The organism is Stenotrophomonas rhizophila, assembly GCF_001704155.1.
In the GTDB taxonomy this organism is placed as follows: domain Bacteria; phylum Pseudomonadota; class Gammaproteobacteria; order Xanthomonadales; family Xanthomonadaceae; genus Stenotrophomonas; species Stenotrophomonas rhizophila_A.
Genome location: NZ_CP016294.1, coordinates 2,420,680 through 2,436,233, shown reverse-complemented (window position 1 = coordinate 2,436,233; position 15,554 = coordinate 2,420,680). Strand labels below are relative to the sequence as shown.

15 protein-coding genes are annotated in these 15,554 nt (G+C 66.4%); 10 read left to right on the top strand and 5 right to left on the bottom strand.

What is annotated here, in order from left to right; all coding sequences use genetic code 11:
* Nucleotides 1-10: 10 nt before the first annotated feature.
* Complete coding sequence (locus BAY15_RS10870; protein ID WP_208856099.1) at nucleotides 11-688, bottom strand: DUF3348 domain-containing protein; 678 nt, start codon at nucleotides 686-688, stop codon at nucleotides 11-13.
* 153 nt (nucleotides 689-841) lie between these two features.
* Here BAY15_RS10870 and BAY15_RS10865 point away from each other — a divergent pair, with 153 nt between their 5' ends.
* The 6 genes from BAY15_RS10865 (at nucleotide 842) to BAY15_RS10840 (ending at nucleotide 7,057) form a co-directional block, all read left to right on the top strand.
* Nucleotides 842-1,261 (top strand): host attachment family protein, encoded by a 420-nt coding sequence (locus BAY15_RS10865; RefSeq protein WP_068852341.1) that lies wholly within the window; start codon nucleotides 842-844, stop codon nucleotides 1,259-1,261.
* Between the two features lie 3 nt (nucleotides 1,262-1,264).
* The gene (locus tag BAY15_RS10860) at nucleotides 1,265-1,588 is read left to right on the top strand and encodes a thioredoxin family protein (RefSeq protein WP_068852338.1); all 324 of its coding nucleotides are present in this window, start codon (nucleotides 1,265-1,267) and stop codon (nucleotides 1,586-1,588) included.
* A gap of 71 nt (nucleotides 1,589-1,659) precedes the next feature.
* Entirely contained in the window at nucleotides 1,660-2,001 is a 342-nt protein-coding gene (locus tag BAY15_RS10855) for a type II toxin-antitoxin system prevent-host-death family antitoxin (protein ID WP_068852335.1), read from the top strand.
* A 3-nt stretch (nucleotides 2,002-2,004) separates the two neighbouring features.
* Nucleotides 2,005-2,631 (top strand): hypothetical protein, encoded by a 627-nt coding sequence (locus BAY15_RS10850; protein WP_068852333.1) that lies wholly within the window; start codon nucleotides 2,005-2,007, stop codon nucleotides 2,629-2,631.
* A gap of 476 nt (nucleotides 2,632-3,107) precedes the next feature.
* Nucleotides 3,108-4,595, top strand: a complete 1,488-nt coding sequence (gene proP / locus BAY15_RS10845; protein ID WP_068852330.1) for a glycine betaine/L-proline transporter ProP — start codon at nucleotides 3,108-3,110, stop codon at nucleotides 4,593-4,595.
* 158 nt (nucleotides 4,596-4,753) lie between these two features.
* Nucleotides 4,754-7,057 carry a GH92 family glycosyl hydrolase gene (locus tag BAY15_RS10840; protein WP_237334249.1) on the top strand — a complete coding sequence of 768 codons (2,304 nt, stop codon included), beginning with the start codon at nucleotides 4,754-4,756 and terminating at the stop codon, nucleotides 7,055-7,057.
* Between the two features lie 6 nt (nucleotides 7,058-7,063).
* Here the strand turns inward: BAY15_RS10840 and BAY15_RS10835 are convergent, their stop codons facing one another.
* Entirely contained in the window at nucleotides 7,064-7,792 is a 729-nt protein-coding gene (locus tag BAY15_RS10835) for an SOS response-associated peptidase (RefSeq protein ID WP_068852325.1), read from the bottom strand.
* Between the two features lie 94 nt (nucleotides 7,793-7,886).
* Here BAY15_RS10835 and BAY15_RS10830 point away from each other — a divergent pair, with 94 nt between their 5' ends.
* Nucleotides 7,887-8,684 (top strand): AraC family transcriptional regulator, encoded by a 798-nt coding sequence (locus BAY15_RS10830; protein WP_068852322.1) that lies wholly within the window; start codon nucleotides 7,887-7,889, stop codon nucleotides 8,682-8,684.
* A gap of 126 nt (nucleotides 8,685-8,810) precedes the next feature.
* Here BAY15_RS10830 and BAY15_RS10825 read toward each other — a convergent pair whose 3' ends face one another.
* Both BAY15_RS10825 and BAY15_RS10820 read right to left on the bottom strand, forming a co-directional pair.
* Nucleotides 8,811-9,749, bottom strand: a complete 939-nt coding sequence (locus BAY15_RS10825; RefSeq protein ID WP_157771737.1) for a hypothetical protein — start codon at nucleotides 9,747-9,749, stop codon at nucleotides 8,811-8,813.
* 364 nt (nucleotides 9,750-10,113) lie between these two features.
* The gene (locus tag BAY15_RS10820; protein ID WP_068852319.1) at nucleotides 10,114-11,355 is read right to left on the bottom strand and encodes an MFS transporter; all 1,242 of its coding nucleotides are present in this window, start codon (nucleotides 11,353-11,355) and stop codon (nucleotides 10,114-10,116) included.
* A 179-nt stretch (nucleotides 11,356-11,534) separates the two neighbouring features.
* Here BAY15_RS10820 and BAY15_RS10815 point away from each other — a divergent pair, with 179 nt between their 5' ends.
* The 3 genes from BAY15_RS10815 (at nucleotide 11,535) to BAY15_RS10805 (ending at nucleotide 14,764) form a co-directional block, all read left to right on the top strand.
* Nucleotides 11,535-12,899 carry an XAC2610-related protein gene (locus BAY15_RS10815; RefSeq protein ID WP_068852317.1) on the top strand — a complete coding sequence of 455 codons (1,365 nt, stop codon included), beginning with the start codon at nucleotides 11,535-11,537 and terminating at the stop codon, nucleotides 12,897-12,899.
* A gap of 66 nt (nucleotides 12,900-12,965) precedes the next feature.
* Nucleotides 12,966-13,388, top strand: a complete 423-nt coding sequence (locus tag BAY15_RS10810; protein WP_068852315.1) for a DUF2231 domain-containing protein — start codon at nucleotides 12,966-12,968, stop codon at nucleotides 13,386-13,388.
* Nucleotides 13,385-14,764: a PQQ-dependent sugar dehydrogenase gene (locus BAY15_RS10805; protein ID WP_068852312.1), complete on the top strand. Its 1,380-nt coding sequence runs from the start codon at nucleotides 13,385-13,387 to the stop codon at nucleotides 14,762-14,764. The genes BAY15_RS10810 and BAY15_RS10805 overlap by 4 nt, the downstream gene beginning before the upstream one ends.
* 67 nt (nucleotides 14,765-14,831) lie before the next feature.
* On the opposite strand, the gene BAY15_RS10800 is transcribed toward BAY15_RS10805, so the two are convergent.
* Nucleotides 14,832-15,506 (bottom strand): hypothetical protein, encoded by a 675-nt coding sequence (locus BAY15_RS10800; protein ID WP_068852309.1) that lies wholly within the window; start codon nucleotides 15,504-15,506, stop codon nucleotides 14,832-14,834.
* Nucleotides 15,507-15,554 lie beyond the last annotated feature (48 nt).

Sequence of the window (15,554 nt, the reverse complement as noted above, 5' to 3'; positions counted from 1 at the left end):
GACAGCCCGGTTAGTGGGGGCGAAGCGCTGCAAGCAGGCCTTCGATGGGGTGAAAACGGACATCCAGTTCGGCCAGCAGCACGGCCTGCATGTCGTTCCTGAACAAGTGCAGCCAGCCGCTGTCGGGATCGACCTCAGCGGTGCCGGCGTCGTCGCGCAGACGCTCGAAATGGGCGCCGAGCAGGACCGGCACGCTGGCCAGCAGTTGCTGCTCGCGCGGGCTCAGCGCCTGCTCCATGGCGGCGTCCACCTCGGCCAACCGGGGCAGGTCTCCGGGCCCGGCACTGAGCCGGTCCCGCAGCAGGCCGCGCAGGCGCCCGGTGGCGGTGAGCATGGCGCGCTGCGCGGTGAGACAGCGCTGGCGGTAGGCGGTGGCGTCGGTCGCGGCCGGTTTCCCTGCCGCCGGCGGGGCGGTGATGCTTTCAACCAGGGTGGCGCGTACCCGCGCGCATTCCCCGTCAAGCGTCTCGACGGAACCGGGTGCGGCGTCTGCCACGGCCGGCAGCCGCCCGTCGAGCGCGCGCGACAGCGCCACGGCCCGGGTCCAGTCGATCCACTGGCTGAGCCGGTCGGACAGGTCGAGCCCGGTACGCGGGGCATTGCGGTCGGCCAGCGCCGCCAGCAACCGGATGAAGGGCGGGCCGGGGACAGGCGTGCGGTGCTGCTTCTTCGCCATGGTTCCGGTCAAAAACCGCGAATTTTACACTGTAATGACCGACCGACTCCCTGAATGCCCTTGCATACACGGTGAACACGCGCCTATGCACCGCGCTTACATCCGTTTGCCTACGGTGGGGGCGGGCCAACACATCGCCCGTTTTTCCATCCAAGGAGTTCAACCATGTCCACCCTGCAGATCCCCAAAGGTACCCTCGTCATCGTCGCTGATGGCGGCTCGGCCCGCGTGTTCACCAATGTGGGCGACGGCCGCACGCTGCAGCTGAAGCAGGAGGAGGAACTGGAGGTCAAGGACATCAGCGCCGAAGGCGTCTCCGGCCAGGGGCCCTCCGGCGCAGTGCCCAAGGACATGAGCATTTCCCAGCTCAATGAAGCCACCTTCGCCAAACAGCTGGCGCAGCAGTTGAACGATCACGCGCTCAAGCACCGCTATGAGCACCTGATCCTGATCGCCGACCCGACCACGCTGGGCCACATCCGGCCGCAGCTGCACAAGGAAGTACAGAGCCGGATGCTGAAGGAGATCGCCAAGGACTACACCAATTCCACGCTGGACGACATCCAGCGCGCCCTGGCGGCCTGAGCCATGGCCTACGCACGCAGGTTTACCGATCTGCTGGAGCCTGCCCGTGCCGAAGTAGAGGCCGGCACGGGCTGGCAGCTGCTGGAATTCGGCACGGACTGGTGCGGGCATTGCGCGGCGGCGCAGCCGGTGGTGAGGGACTTTGTTGAAAAACACGGCCTCGACCACCGCAAGGTCGAAGACGGCAAGGGGCGCCCTCTGGGGCGCGCCTTCACGGTCAGGCTCTGGCCCACGCTGGTCCTGTTGCGCGACGGGCAGGAGGTGGCGCGCGTGGTGCGCCCGACCGCCCAGGCAGATATGGATGCCCTCGAACGCGCCCTCGGGTAGATGAATATCCCTTTATTCCCAATTTACCCAAAAGGGGTATAGTGGCCACATCCCTCCGCTGGATGTCCGTCATGAGCCTGCCCCTGGATGTTCCCGGCCTTGAAAAGGCCACTGCGTCATCGGTGAAGACCCGGGGCTGGCCGAGCCTGATGCGCACCGTGCGCGAAAAGCAGGCCCTGGTGATCACCAACCACAACCACCCCGAAGCGGTGATCGTGGACATCAAGGCCTACCAGGAACTGCTGGCCCGCGCGGCCGGCAACCCGGATGACGCGCGCCAGGGGGAGCTGGATCGCCTGCGTGCGGAGTTCGATACCACCCTGGCCAGCCTCAATACCGACGGTGGGCTGGGCAAGGTGATGGGCCAGCCGATCCGTCGCGGGCGCAGGACCGCCCTTGGCCCGTCGCTCTGATCGGTGGCGCGGATCCTGGTACTGGCCGGCGTCAATGGCGCCGGTAAAAGTTCGCTGCTGGGCACATGGCTGCGCGACGCGGGGCTGACCTGGTTCAACCCGGACAGCTTCACCCGGCGGCTGGTGGAACAGGGCTGGCCGCTGGACGAGGCCAACGCCGCAGCATGGAGCGAGGGCGCCCGACGGCTGCGCCAGGCGATGGCCGATGGCACCGACTTTGCGTTTGAAACCACGCTGGGCGGCAACACCATTCCGCGCCTGCTGCGCGATGCCTGCCAGACCCACGACGTGGCGATCTGGTTGTGCGGCCTGCACAGCGTGGCGTTGCACATCGAACGCGTGGCGGATCGGGTCAGCCAGGGCGGACACGATATTCCGCACGACAAGATCCGCGCGCGTTTCGATTCCGCGCGCGAAAACCTGATCGAACTGCTGCCGCATCTTGCCGAGCTGCATGTGTACGACAACAGCGCGCCCGCCGATGCAAAGGGCAGGGCGGCACCGCTGCCGCTGCTGCAGCTGGATCGCGAGGGATTGCATTTTCCGGTCACGGTGATCGATCTGCTGCAGACGCCCGATTGGGCCAAGCCCATCGTAATGCGCGCGATGGAACTGCAAAGCGGGGCCTGATGCAGAGCGGTAGGGTCGCATCCCAATCGACCGCCGTGGAATTGCCAACATTCGATTACGGCATGACCGTCGGCGACATCACGCTTCTGCCTCGGCACAGTCCATGCGTTACCGAACGCGGAAGCGCTGAGGGCAGTCGTTCGGGAACCGACTCTACCAATGGACGTCAACGATTGCCCCAACTTTACCGATGGCTGCAAAACGCCTTGAAACAAGGCGTTTGGACAACATGTGAAGAATCGATAAGGGCCACATGCACACACTGTGGTAACATGTGAGCTTGATCATTGCCTCGGGCCATTGCCCGTCTCTCGGTCATCCTTCCTGCAGCGCCGTGGTGTACCACGCGGCCGTCCGGGAACGCCTGTTGTTACCCCTCTTCGCGCCTCGTGCTGCGTTCCTCCAGAGGCGGTGCTTACCTGTGCCTTGCGCGGGACCTCGGGTGCGTTGATGACCCTGCTTCCAGGAGAAAGCAGATGCAGGAACTGCATGCCGCACATGCCCATTTCGGGTGGTTCAAGCGCCGCCGCCAGATGAAGGTCGACGAAGTCACCGTGGTCGATCGCCCCATGCTCAAGAAAGCCGTGGGTGCCGCCGCGCTCGGCAATGCGATGGAATGGTTCGATTTCGGTGTGTATGGCTATCTTGCGGTCACGCTCGGCCAGGTGTTCTTCCCCGCCAGCAGCCCGACCGCGCAGCTGATCGCCACCTTCGCCACCTTCACCGTGGCGTTCCTGGTCCGCCCACTGGGTGGGCTGGTGTTCGGGCCGCTGGGTGACAGATACGGCCGCCAGAAAGTGCTGGCGTTCACCATGATCCTGATGGCGCTGGGCACCTTCAGCATCGGCCTGATTCCGTCCTACGACAGCATCGGCATGTGGGCCCCGGCCTTGCTGCTGCTTGCGCGCCTGGTGCAGGGGTTCTCGACCGGCGGCGAATACGGCGGCGCGGCCACGTTCATCGCCGAATATTCCACCGACCGCAACCGCGGCCTGATGGGCAGCTGGCTCGAGTTCGGCACGCTGGGCGGCTACATCGCCGGCGCGGCCACGGTGACGGTGCTGCACATGGCCTTGAGCAGCACGCAGATGCTGGACTGGGGCTGGCGCCTGCCGTTCCTGATCGCCGGTCCGCTGGGCCTGCTCGGCCTGTACATGCGGATGAAGCTGGAAGAGACCCCGGCCTTCCGCGCCTATGCCGAAGAGGCCGACAAACGCGACCTCGAACGCCCGGGGCTGGGCGCGCTGCTGCGCGTGCATTGGCCGCAGTTGCTCAAGTGCGTGGGCCTGGTGCTGGTGTTCAACGTCACCGACTACATGCTGCTCACCTACATGCCCAGCTACCTGAGCGTGACCATGGGCTATGCCGAGAGCAAGGGCCTGCTGCTGATCATCATCGTGATGCTGGTGATGATGCCGCTCAACGTGGTGGGCGGGTTGTTCAGTGACCGCCTGGGCCGCCGGCCGATGATCATCGGCGCGTGCATCGCGCTGTTCGCGCTGGCCATTCCGTGCCTGCTGCTGGTGGGCAGCGGCCACGACGGGCTGATCTTCCTCGGCCTCATGCTGCTCGGGTTGGCGCTGGTGTGTTTCACCAGTTCCATGCCGTCCACGCTGCCGGCGCTGTTCTACACCCCGGTGCGCTACAGCGCGCTGTCGATCGCGTTCAACGTCTCGGTGTCGCTGTTCGGTGGCACCACGCCGCTGATCACCGCCTGGCTGGTGGAGCGCACCGGCGACCCGCTGGTGCCGGCGTACTACCTGATGGGCGCGGCGGTGATCGGCCTGGTCACCATGCTGTTCGTCAACGAAACCGCCAACCTGCCACTGCGCGGCTCGCCGCCGGCGGTGGCCAGCGAAGCCGAAGCCCACGCCCTGCTGCGCAGCGACGAGCCGGTGACGGTGGATGCCACCCAGCCGACGCTACCCCGGCCGGCACTTCCGAACGACCCCACCCCGGCGTAGTGCCACGCCCTGCGTGGCAACCCCAGCTAATTCACCCCAAGCACGCCCCCGCGCCGCAACATGCGGCGCGGGGACAACCAATGCTAGGATCGGTTCACCTTGAATCGATCTAAATCCATATGAGCAGAGCGGGGAAGTCGGGGTTGGTGGCACTGGCCATGGGCGCAATACTGGTGGCAGGCACTGCAGCAGCGGCGCCGCAGAGTGCAGGCGAACGCGCCTACGCCGCCGTGGATCCATTCATTGGTACCGGTGGCGAGGGGCATACCTATCCCGGCGCGACGGTGCCCTTCGGCATGGTCCAGCTCAGCCCGGACACCCGCATCCAGCCGCGCGAAAAGGCCTACGACTGGGCCGCCGGCTACCGCCACGACGACAGCAGCATTGTCGGCTTCTCGCACACCCATTTCTCCGGCAGCGGCCATTCCGACCTGGGCGATGTGCTGGTGATGCCGTTCACCGGCGACCCCGGCCTGGAGCGTGGCGATCCGGAAAAGCCGCGCAGCGGCTACGCCTCGCGCTTTGACCACAAGGATGAAAAAGCGGAGCCCGGCTACTACGCCGTGACGCTGCAGGACTACAAGGTCCGCGCCGAGCTCACCGCCAGCGCCCGCACCGGCGTGCATCGCTACACCTACCCGAAGGGCGAGGAAGCCAAGCTGCTGCTCGACCTGCGCACCAGCCTGTACGACTACCCCGGCAAGATCCTGTGGTCGCGCCTGCGCCTGCGCGAGGACGGCACCGTGACCGGCTTCCGCGAAACCCGCGGCTGGGCACCGGGCCGGCAGCTGTATTTCGCCATGCGGTTCTCGCGCCCGCTCACCGGGCACGCGCTGCACAACACTGAAACCGACATCGCCTACAAGGGATTCCCGCCGCCGGGCCACAACCACCCGGAGCAGCGCCCGCAGATCGAAGGCCGCCAGCTGGTCGGTACGTTCGACTTCGGCAAGCTCGATGCCCCGCTGGTGGTCAGCGTGGCGATCTCCTCGGTGAGCGAAGCGGGCGCCATCGCCAACCTCGACGCCGAAGCGAAAGACCAGAACTTCGACCGCGTCCGCGCCGACGCCCGCACGCAATGGCAGCAGGCGCTGTCGGTGCTGGACATCGAGGCCCCCGCGCATGACAAACGCAGCGCCTACACCGCGCTGTACCACAGCCTGCTCGGCCCGACCCTGTTCATGGACGTGGACGGCCAGTACCGTGGCTCGGACAACGCCGTGCACCGCGCCGAGGGCTATACCAATTATTCGACCTTCTCGCTGTGGGACACCTACCGCGCCCTGCACCCGCTGCTGACCCTGGTGCAGCCGGAGCAGCGCACCAGCGACATGGTCAATTCGCTGCTCGCGCACCAGCACAGCAGTGCCTACGGCATGCTGCCGGTGTGGGCGTTCCATGGCCAGGAAACCTGGTGCATGATCGGCTACCACGCAGTGCCGGTGATCGCCGATGCCTACGTCAAGGGCATTCGTGGCTTCGATGCCGACAAGGCGCTGCGGGCGATGGTGACCACCGCAAACTACGGCCCCTACGATGGCATCGCGCAGTACCGCGAGCTGGGCTGGGTGCCGATCGACGAAGAGGGCGAGGCGGCCAGCAAGACGCTGGAGTATGCCTTCGACGACTGGACCATCGCGCGCATGGCCACGGCCATGGGCAAGACGGATGTGGCGGCCGAGTTCGACAAGCGCGCCGGCAACTGGCGCCATGCCTTCGACGCCGAAACCGGCTTCATGCGCGCACGCAAGCGTGACGGCAGCTTCCGCACCCCGTTCGATCCCAGCGCCAGCGGTTACGGCACCGACTACACCGAAGGCAACGCCTGGCAGTATTCCTGGTACGTGCCGCAGGACGTGGCCGGCCTGGCCGAAGTGCACGGCGGCGCTGACAAGCTGCTGGCGCGGCTGGATGCGGTGTTCGATGCCAAGGTGGATCCGTCCATCTTCGAGCACATGGAAGACATCACCGGCCTGATCGGCTGGTACGCGCACGGCAACGAGCCCAGCCACCACGTGGCCTACCTGTATTCGTACGCGGGCCAGCCGTGGCGCGCGCAGGCGCGCTTGAAGCAGATCATGGACACCCAGTACGCCGACCGCCCCGATGGCCTGGCCGGCAACGACGACCTGGGCCAGATGTCGGCCTGGTATGTGTTCACCGCGCTGGGCTTCTACCCGGTGGCACCGGGCAGCGCCGAGTACATCATCGGCCGCCCGTTCCTGCCCAAGGCGGTGCTGAACCTGCCCAACGGCAAGACCTTCCGCATCACCACCGACGGCATGGGCAAGGGCCACGAGTACGTGGGTTCGGTGACGCTCAACGGCAAGCCGTTGAACCGCACGTTCCTGCGCCATGCGGAAATCCTGGCCGGCGGCGAACTGCACTTCACCCTGCAGGCAACGCCGAACAAGGCATGGCCGGGGCAGGGCGCGGAACAGCCGTACTCGATGTCGCGCTGACGCCGCTCAGCTGTCCTCGTCCCAGCCATCGCCGTCCCCGTCCACCGGGGGCGGCGATGTCGTTTCCACGTCCGGGTCGACCGGTTCCAGCAGCGTGTAGTCGTCGCGCTTGAGGTCGCGGAAGGCGCGTCCGACCGGATACGCCTCCAGTGCCGGCGAGCGTACCCGCAGCGAGGCAGGGGTGTTGGCGGCACCGGAAAGCCATGCCATTGCCAGCTCGGCGGACAGGAACACCGGCCCATCCGGCGTCAGCGGTTCCGGAATGGCGCGGTTGGGTGCGGTGAGCACGCTGAAGGAATCCATCGCGTGGCCGTCGCCGTCCTCCCAGTGCTCCCAGATGCCGGCGGCCAACAGGGCGAGGCCATCGCGCCGCTGCACGAACAGCGGCCACGGCGGCCGGCGTTGGCGGTCCAGCTTGTAGTACCCGGTCATCGGAATCACGCACGGGCGTTCGGCCCAGGCCTTGGCGAAGATGCGGCTGCCCGGCGCCCGATCCAGCCGGGCGGTGACGGTGGTGTAGGGCGTATCCGGCGTCTTCGACCAGCGCGGCACCAGGCCCCAGACCATGTCGGTTACGATCAGCTCGCCATCGGCATTGCGGGCCAGCACCGATGCCGTGGACCCCTTGCCGATGTTGTAGCGGTCCGGCGCTGCGGCCACGGCAGTGGCGAGCTCGCGCGGCAGTCCGTCGGGGACCGATTCCGGCTCGGCAATGGCTTGGGCGAAACGACGCATGGGTGCAGGGTAGGGCGCGTGCCGTGATCGTGTGGTTGAGTGGCGGCGCGGGCGGGGCTAGAGTTGCGGGGTGGTTGTTTCGCGGTATCTGCCCATGCCTCATCGGAAAAAAGACATCCCGCCGGTCGACGCTGCAGGCCAGCGTCTGCCGCTGGGCCCCGAGTCCGCCGTGCTGTGCCGGGCGCGCGACTACGCCGCCGGCACGGTGATTCCGCTGCACCACCATCCGGACCGCCACCAGCTGGTCTACGCCGCCTCCGGCGTGCTGGTGGTGCAGGCCGGCGCCGGCCGCTGGGTGGTGCCCAGCACGCGCGCGATCTGGATGCCGGCCGGGATCGGCCACAAGGTGAGCTGCATCGGCGCGGTGCGCATGCGCAGCCTGTACATCCTGCCGCAGGCCATCGCCGATGCGCCGCCCAGCGCAGCGACCGTGTCGATCACACCCTTGTTGGCCGAACTGATCGGTGCGGCCGCCATCGTGGAGCAGCCCTACGTTCCGGACTCGCGCGACGGCCATCTCATGCAGCTGATCCTGGATGAACTGCAGGCGCTGCCGGTGCTGCCACTGCATGTTCCGGAACCGGTCGACCCGCGCCTGCAGCAGATCGCACAGCACTGGGACGCCGCGCCCGACGACGCTTCCACGCTGCAGGACTGGGCCGTTCGCCTCGGCGTGGACGCCAAGACGATCCAGCGCCTGTGTGCGCGCGAACTGCACATGACGTTCGGTCAATGGCGCCAGCAGATCCGGCTCGTCCGCGCCCTCGAACGCCTCGCCCATGGCGAGAAGGTCATCGACGTAGCGCTGTCGCAAGGCTACGCCAGCCCCAGCGCGTTCACCGCCATGTTCAAGAAGCGATTCGGCCAGCTGCCCAGCCAGTTCTTCGAGTAGTGCCGGCCGCTGGCCGGATCCCCGCCACCCAAGCGAAAGGTCGTGCTGACGGTAGTGCTGAATGTCGGTCGGCAAAGCACTGAAGCTGCCGACCGTTGGGTCGGCAGCGAGAGACATCTGTATCAATCAGGGGCGCGGCGTTGGTTGCCGGGAATGGGCAAACGACTGGTACAGCTGTGACGCGCGTCGGTCGATGGCCGCCTGTTCCATCTGCTGCAGTCCAGGAAAGCGCCGCTGCAGCTCGTCACTTGCCTTGGAATCACCGAGAATGTAGGCGACTCTCAGATACGCGCCAGACTCTACGATGCCGCCCAATCCCGGTGTCCCATACACTCTCGACATTGCGTAATAACCATAGATGCTGCCTCGCTGAGTCGCATCGAAGATGTACACGAGACCAGCATCGGTATCCCCTTGCGAAGCCAATCGTTGGCCATAGTTGACCATCGCCGCCAGCGAGCCTCTATCAGCCTCGCGCTTCAGCTGACGATCTGACATGGCCTCGAGTCGATTCAGCAGCTCGGAGGATGGAAACCCATTCTGTAACAGCCACCGGGCCTCTTCGGGTGTACTTGCGCCGAGAATATCCGCGTCGCAAACAGGACCCGCTTCGCAGATGTATGCCAATGACAAAAGCTCCTGCGATGGAGTTGAGCTGCCAGGAGGAGGGGGCGCTGAGGAATTGTCCGCACTGGGCTCGGACGCCACCTGGGCAGCCTTCTCCAATTCCGCTTCCTTTGCCGGTGCGTTCTCGTGCCGAACGCAGCCTGCGCTTGTCGTCAGGACTATCATGATTGAGATCGACAACACGAGCCTGTGGTTGCGCATGGAGAACTTCCTGGTCAAATGCTGCATTGCTTTTCCCCCGCTGCTCAATGCCTCAATTCTTCGGGCAATCAGAAAGAGCAGGTCGCACGATATGCGGCCGGCAGCTCGGGACGGAGCGTCAAGCCCCTGGAGAGAGGCTGGATGTGAGTAGATGTACGGCTTACTTCCATCCAGTGCGCGAACCATGGCCGCGAATTGGCTCGGCTTCTTCGGACGATAGAGCGTGAAGTTGGTCACGCAACTTCGCCGCCAAGGCAGGCTGAGCTGAGGCAGGCCTCAATCTCAGGGGGCGATGCTCGCGCCCAGGGCGAGCGCGACGGAACTCTACGGGTAACACTTGCTTGCATTGGACAATCCATTTGCCGAGTCTCGCTTTGCTCCTGGCTGGAAAGTTGAATTACTTTCCGGCATCCGCAATGGAGTGCGGAGGCTGAGCAGCGTATTTCGGCGCACGCTGGATATCCAATTGATCTTCACGGCACTTGTGGGCCGGAGTGATATTTCCCGTCGATCGTTAGCTAGCGATCTGCAGCTGTCAGCTTCCAATAACGCGAAAAGTCTGACGCGAAACGGTAGTGCCGACTGTTAGTCGGCAACTATGTCAGCGCCCGTTGGTCTTCGGCAGAAACGCAGTAGCCAACCCCAACAACGGCAGGAACGAAGTGAGGTGATACACCCACACGATGCCATGGATGTCAGCCAGCTTGCCCAACCCGGCCGCGCCGATCCCACCGATACCGAACATCAGCCCGAACATGAGCCCGGACACCATCCCGACACGCCCCGGCACCGCTTCCTGCGCATACACCACCAGCGCGGCAAACGCAGATGACATCACCAGCCCGACGGCAACGGCCAACACCGCAGTGCCCATCAGATTGGCATAGGGCAGGGCAAGCGCGAACGGCGCCACGCCCAGGAACGAAATCCAGATCACTGCCTTGCGCCCGATCCGGTCACCCACCGGGCCACCGATGAAGGTGCCCAGCGCGATCGACGCCAGGAACACGAACAGGTACATCTGGCTCTGCTGCACGCTCAGGTGGAAACGTTCGATCAGGTAGAAGGTGAAGTAGTTGGTGATGGAGGCGATGTACACGAACTTGGCGAACATCAGCACCGCGATCACCGCGATGGCCTGCACCACCTTGCCGCGGCTCAGGCCGATGCCATGCGAGCGCGCCAGGCTGTTCATCTTGGCCTGGCCGTGGCGCACGGTCCAACCGGTCAGCCGGAACAGCACGAAGATGGCCACGGCGGCGATCAGCAGGAACCAGCCGATGGCGCGCTGGCCGTGCGGAATCACCACGGCAGCGGCCAGAAGCGGGCCGATGGCCGAGCCGGTATTCCCGCCGACCTGGAAGGTGGACTGCGCGGTGCCGAAACGCCCGCCCGAGGCCATGCGCGCCACCCGCGAAGCTTCCGGGTGGAACGTGGCCGAGCCCACGCCCACCACGGCGGCGGCCAGCAGCAGCATTTCGTAACTGCTGGCCATGGCCATCATGCCGATGCCGACGAAGGTGGCGATCATGCCGGAGGGCAGCAGGTAGGGCAGCGGGCGCTTGTCCGTGTACATGCCCACCCACGGCTGCAGCAGCGAGGCGGTGAACTGGTAGACCAGCGCGATGGTGCCGATCTGGCCGAAGGTCAGCGCGAACTGGCTCTTGAACATCGGGTACACGGCCGGCAGCACGGCCTGGATCATGTCGTTGAGCAGGTGCGCGAACGCGGCGGCACCGACGATGCGGATCGCAAAGCCCTGGTGGGCGGGATCGGAGGCGGCGGGCAGTACCGGGGAAGCTGGGACGGCGGGCGGAGCGGACGGCGGGGCTTCTGTGCTCATGGGACCATTGGAACTACAGCTGCGGTCCCGGCCGGCCACGCCGCCAGGGATCCGGCGCGTGCTCCAGCCTGGACCTGGTGGGGGACAAGCGGAGCACGAGGGTAAGCCGGCCGCACGCTGCCGTCTCGCGCGATAGGGACCACTATCGTCGCGTTAGGGACATCACGCATGATGGCGGCATGAGAATCCGCTACGCCGCGTTGTTGCTTGCCATCCTGACGACCCATGCCGAAGCGGGACCGCTGCTGGAGCCCGGCATTTACCAGCTTTCGCCCGAGGCGCCCCAGGCAGAAACGGCAGCACCGCCGGCCGCAGGCGAAATCCAGCAGGACCTGCTTGCCACCGCGATTCCCGACGCGGCGAAGGTGCGCTACGCCTTCGTGTCGCGCGATCCGGGCGAGGCGTTGAACAAGCTGGTGTTCGTCACCGATGCGGCGTACCGCTACGACATCAACAGCGCCGACCGGCTGTGCCCGGCCTATGCGTTTCCCGATTGGAACGAACGTTCCGAGGCGCAGCCGTTCTGCCGCACCAACATTGGCAGCGCGGACAGCGAGGCGGCGCTGGCCTGGACCGAACGTGGTTTCACCCTGCGCTGGGCCGACCAGAAAACGCTGATCCGTACCGAGCAGGTTCCCGCCAGGCGCAAGCCCACCCCGGATGAGATCGGCGCCTGCGCGGTGGGCGGCGTGTGTGCGCCCGACGCTTACGGCAGGTCTGTGCACCACTACCAGGTCAGCCACTATCGCGACGGGTTCGCCCTGCAGGCGCCACGACCCTACATCGATGTGTTCGCGGCGACCGTGGACACCCCGGTCTACCGAAGCGCCGGGGACGGCACGGCATCCGGCACGCTTGCCGCGGGGCGCTATGCCGGTGTGCTCAGCAGGGGCGCTGAGTGGATCGGCATCGAAGAAGTGGCGGCAGACGGCGCGGCGACGCCCGGCTGGATCCGTCGGGATGATCTTGCCGCCGGCGATATGCGGATTCCCCAGCAGGCAGCCACCGACCACCTGCGTTTCGTGCTGGTCGTTGCGCCCGCCGACGACGATCAAGCGGTGCTGCAGGCCATCGACATCCTGGACGCCACGACCGGCCAGCGCCGGCAGATCCTGCGCGACATCGATGCCGAGCCGCTGAGCGCCGGCCCGGACGTGGTGCAGCTGGTGGACGCCAACTTCGACGGCTGGCCCGACCTGAGCGTACCCGGATACGCCGGGGGTGCAGGCCCGAATGCCACGCGGAACCTGTACCTGTTCGACCCGGTGGCCCAGGCCTTCGTGTTCGAGCCAACGCTGTCGAGCCTGCCACAGCTGGACATCGACCCCGCCACGCGCACCCTCATCTCCGCCTCGCGCGGCGGCTGCTGCTCGCACGCCACCGAAACCTACCGTTACGTGGACGGGCAGCTGCAGCAGGTGGCCAGCTGGGAGGAATCGCTGTCGCCCGATGGCGAGCACCTGCAGACGACGGAGGGAACGCTGCGCAATGGAACGATGAAGTACCGCACCCGCACGCGGAAGCTGCCCGCCGACTGGCGCTGAGCACATCAACCGCCCGTCACGCAGGCGGTGGCAGGATACCGGTTGCATTCCCCTCAGGAGACAGCCGTGTCCACAACCGCCGTCGTGACCCGCCACTGGGTCATCCATCCGTTCCATGCCGCCGTGCTCGGCGGCGTGCTGCCGCTGTTCCTCGGCGCGCTGCTGGCCGATTACGCGTACTGGAACACCTACGAAATCCAGTGGAGCAACTTCGCCTCCTGGCTGCTGGTCGGGGCGATGGTCATGACCACGCTGGCGCTGGTGTGCGGCCTGGTGGGCCTGGTGCGCGGCAGCCGGAACGGTTTCTACGTCATCGTGCTGGCGGTCACCTGGATCGTGGGCTTCATCAACTCGCTGCACCACGCACGCGATGCCTGGGCGATCATGCCGGCTGCGCTGCTGTGGTCGGTGATCGTCACGGTGCTGGCATTGATTGCCACCTGGCTTGGTTTCTCCAGTGTGCGCGTGCGCGTGGGAGGTGTCCTGTGAACCGCGCCCCGAAGGTATTCGCACTTTCCGTACTCGCCGTGGCCTTGGCCGCTTGCAGTGGCAAGGCCCCGGAGCTGCAGCAGCTCGGCGCCAACCCGGAACTGCCCAAGCCCCATCGCGGCGTGATGCCGGACATGACCATTGCCCAGCCGACCGCGTGGGGCGATACCGTGCCCACCGTGCCGGCCGGTTTCAAGGTCGCGGCGATCGCCACCGACCTGGCCATTCCGCGCCAGACCCTGGTGCTGCCCAACGGCGATATCCTGGTGGCCGAAGGTCGGGGCGGCAGCGCGCCCAACCTCAAGCCGAAGGATGTGATTGCCGGCAAGATCAAGGCCAAGGGCAATACGCAGGTGAAGAGCGGCAACCGCCTGACCCTGCTGCGGGATGCCGATGGTGACGGCGTGTATGAGCTGAAGACGGTGTTTGCCGACAAGCTCAATGCCCCGTACGGGCTGGCCCTGGTGGGCAACGCCCTGTACGTGGCCAACCAGGATGCGCTGGTGCGCTTCGACTACACCGAAGGCCAGACCAAGGCCAGCGGTGCGCCGACCAAGGTGACCGACCTGCCGTCGGCCATCAACCACCATTGGACCAAGTCGCTGGCGGCCAGCGCCGATGGCAGCCACCTGTACGTGGGCATCGGCTCCAACAGCAACATCACCGAACGCGGCATGGCGGCGGAGATCGATCGCGCCCAGGTGTGGGAGATCGATGCGCAGACCGGTGCGCACCGCACCTACGCCAGCGGCATCCGCAATCCCACGGCACTGGCCGTACAGCCCGGCACCGGCACGTTGTGGGCGGTGGTCAACGAACGTGACGAAATCGGGCCGAACCTGGTGCCGGATTACCTCACTTCGGTGCGCGACGGCGGCTTCTATGGCTGGCCCTACAGCTACTGGGGCAAGCACGTGGACCGCCGGGTGATGCCGCAGAACCCGGAGAAGGTGGCGTCCGCGCTGACCCCGGACTTCGCGCTGGGCTCGCACGTGGCCGCGCTGGGCGTGGCGTTCGCCAACCCGGCGGTGGGCGGCAACTTCACCGACGGTGTCTTCGTCGGCCAGCACGGCAGCTGGAACCGCAATCCGCCGGTCGGCTACAAGGTGGTGTTCGTGCCGTTCCGTGATGGCAAGCCCGCCGGCGACGCCATCGATTTCGCCACCGGCTTCCGCGGCGATGACGGCAAGACCCGGGGCCGCCCGGTGGGCGTCAGTGTCGATCCGCGCGGTGCGGTGATCGTGGCCGATGACCTGGCCAACACCATCTGGCGGATCACGCCGACCGCAGCTCCCGCTACGCCAGCCGCACCGCCTTCGGCAACTCCGTCGACGCCGCCGGCAACCCCATCGGCGCCTTCGGCCCCGGCGCCGTAGAGCCACGCCCTGCGTGGCTGCTCGACCCTGAAGCGCGCCTGCGGCCCAACGCCGCAGGCGCAGACGTTCACTCCACCCAGCGCACGGCCTTCAAGGCAGCCGCAAGCTTGTCCCGCGCATCCTCAGTGCTGAACGGCGGTGTACGCGGCGGGTCGTACACCTCCGGCCGGGTACCGGCCACGACCAGATCAATCGCATAGCACCGCCCGTGCTGCACGGCGCGGTAGCTGTCGGCCGATACGTAGTGACTCATCGCTGCGTCGCCCACCGGGAAGTAGGTGAAGCTCACGCCGCCTATGTCCACGGTGTCGGCTGGCCCCGTAGCCTCCGCGGGAGGCGTCAGGCAGTCGGCGACGGCACCGGCGTCGTCGCTGCGTCCGACGCGTAGCTCGGCAGCCGTTACCTCGTTGGACCCGTCCAACACCAAGGCCGCCAGTGGCGAACCGGTGCTGCCAGGCGCGGCAAACAGCTTCCAGCCATCAAGCGCCAAGTAGGTGCGGGTGAAATCCCTGCGCAGCTCCGTACCAGGAACCGCAGCCAGCGCGATGCCGGGCGGCGTTTCACTGAATGCCAACGTGGGCGCTTCGGATTCTGCGTGGACGTCGGTCGCCACGGCGGCTTTCGCGGCACCCGGATCGGCGCCGGAAGGCTGCGGTGTGCCGGCGCTTTCCGGCGAAGGCGCACAGCCGGCAGACGCCAGCACGGCCGCCAGCAGCAGCGGACGGGTGGACAGGATAGGCATCGAAAAGGGCTCCATTAATAGGGTCCAACAAGCATGCGCTCGCCCCCG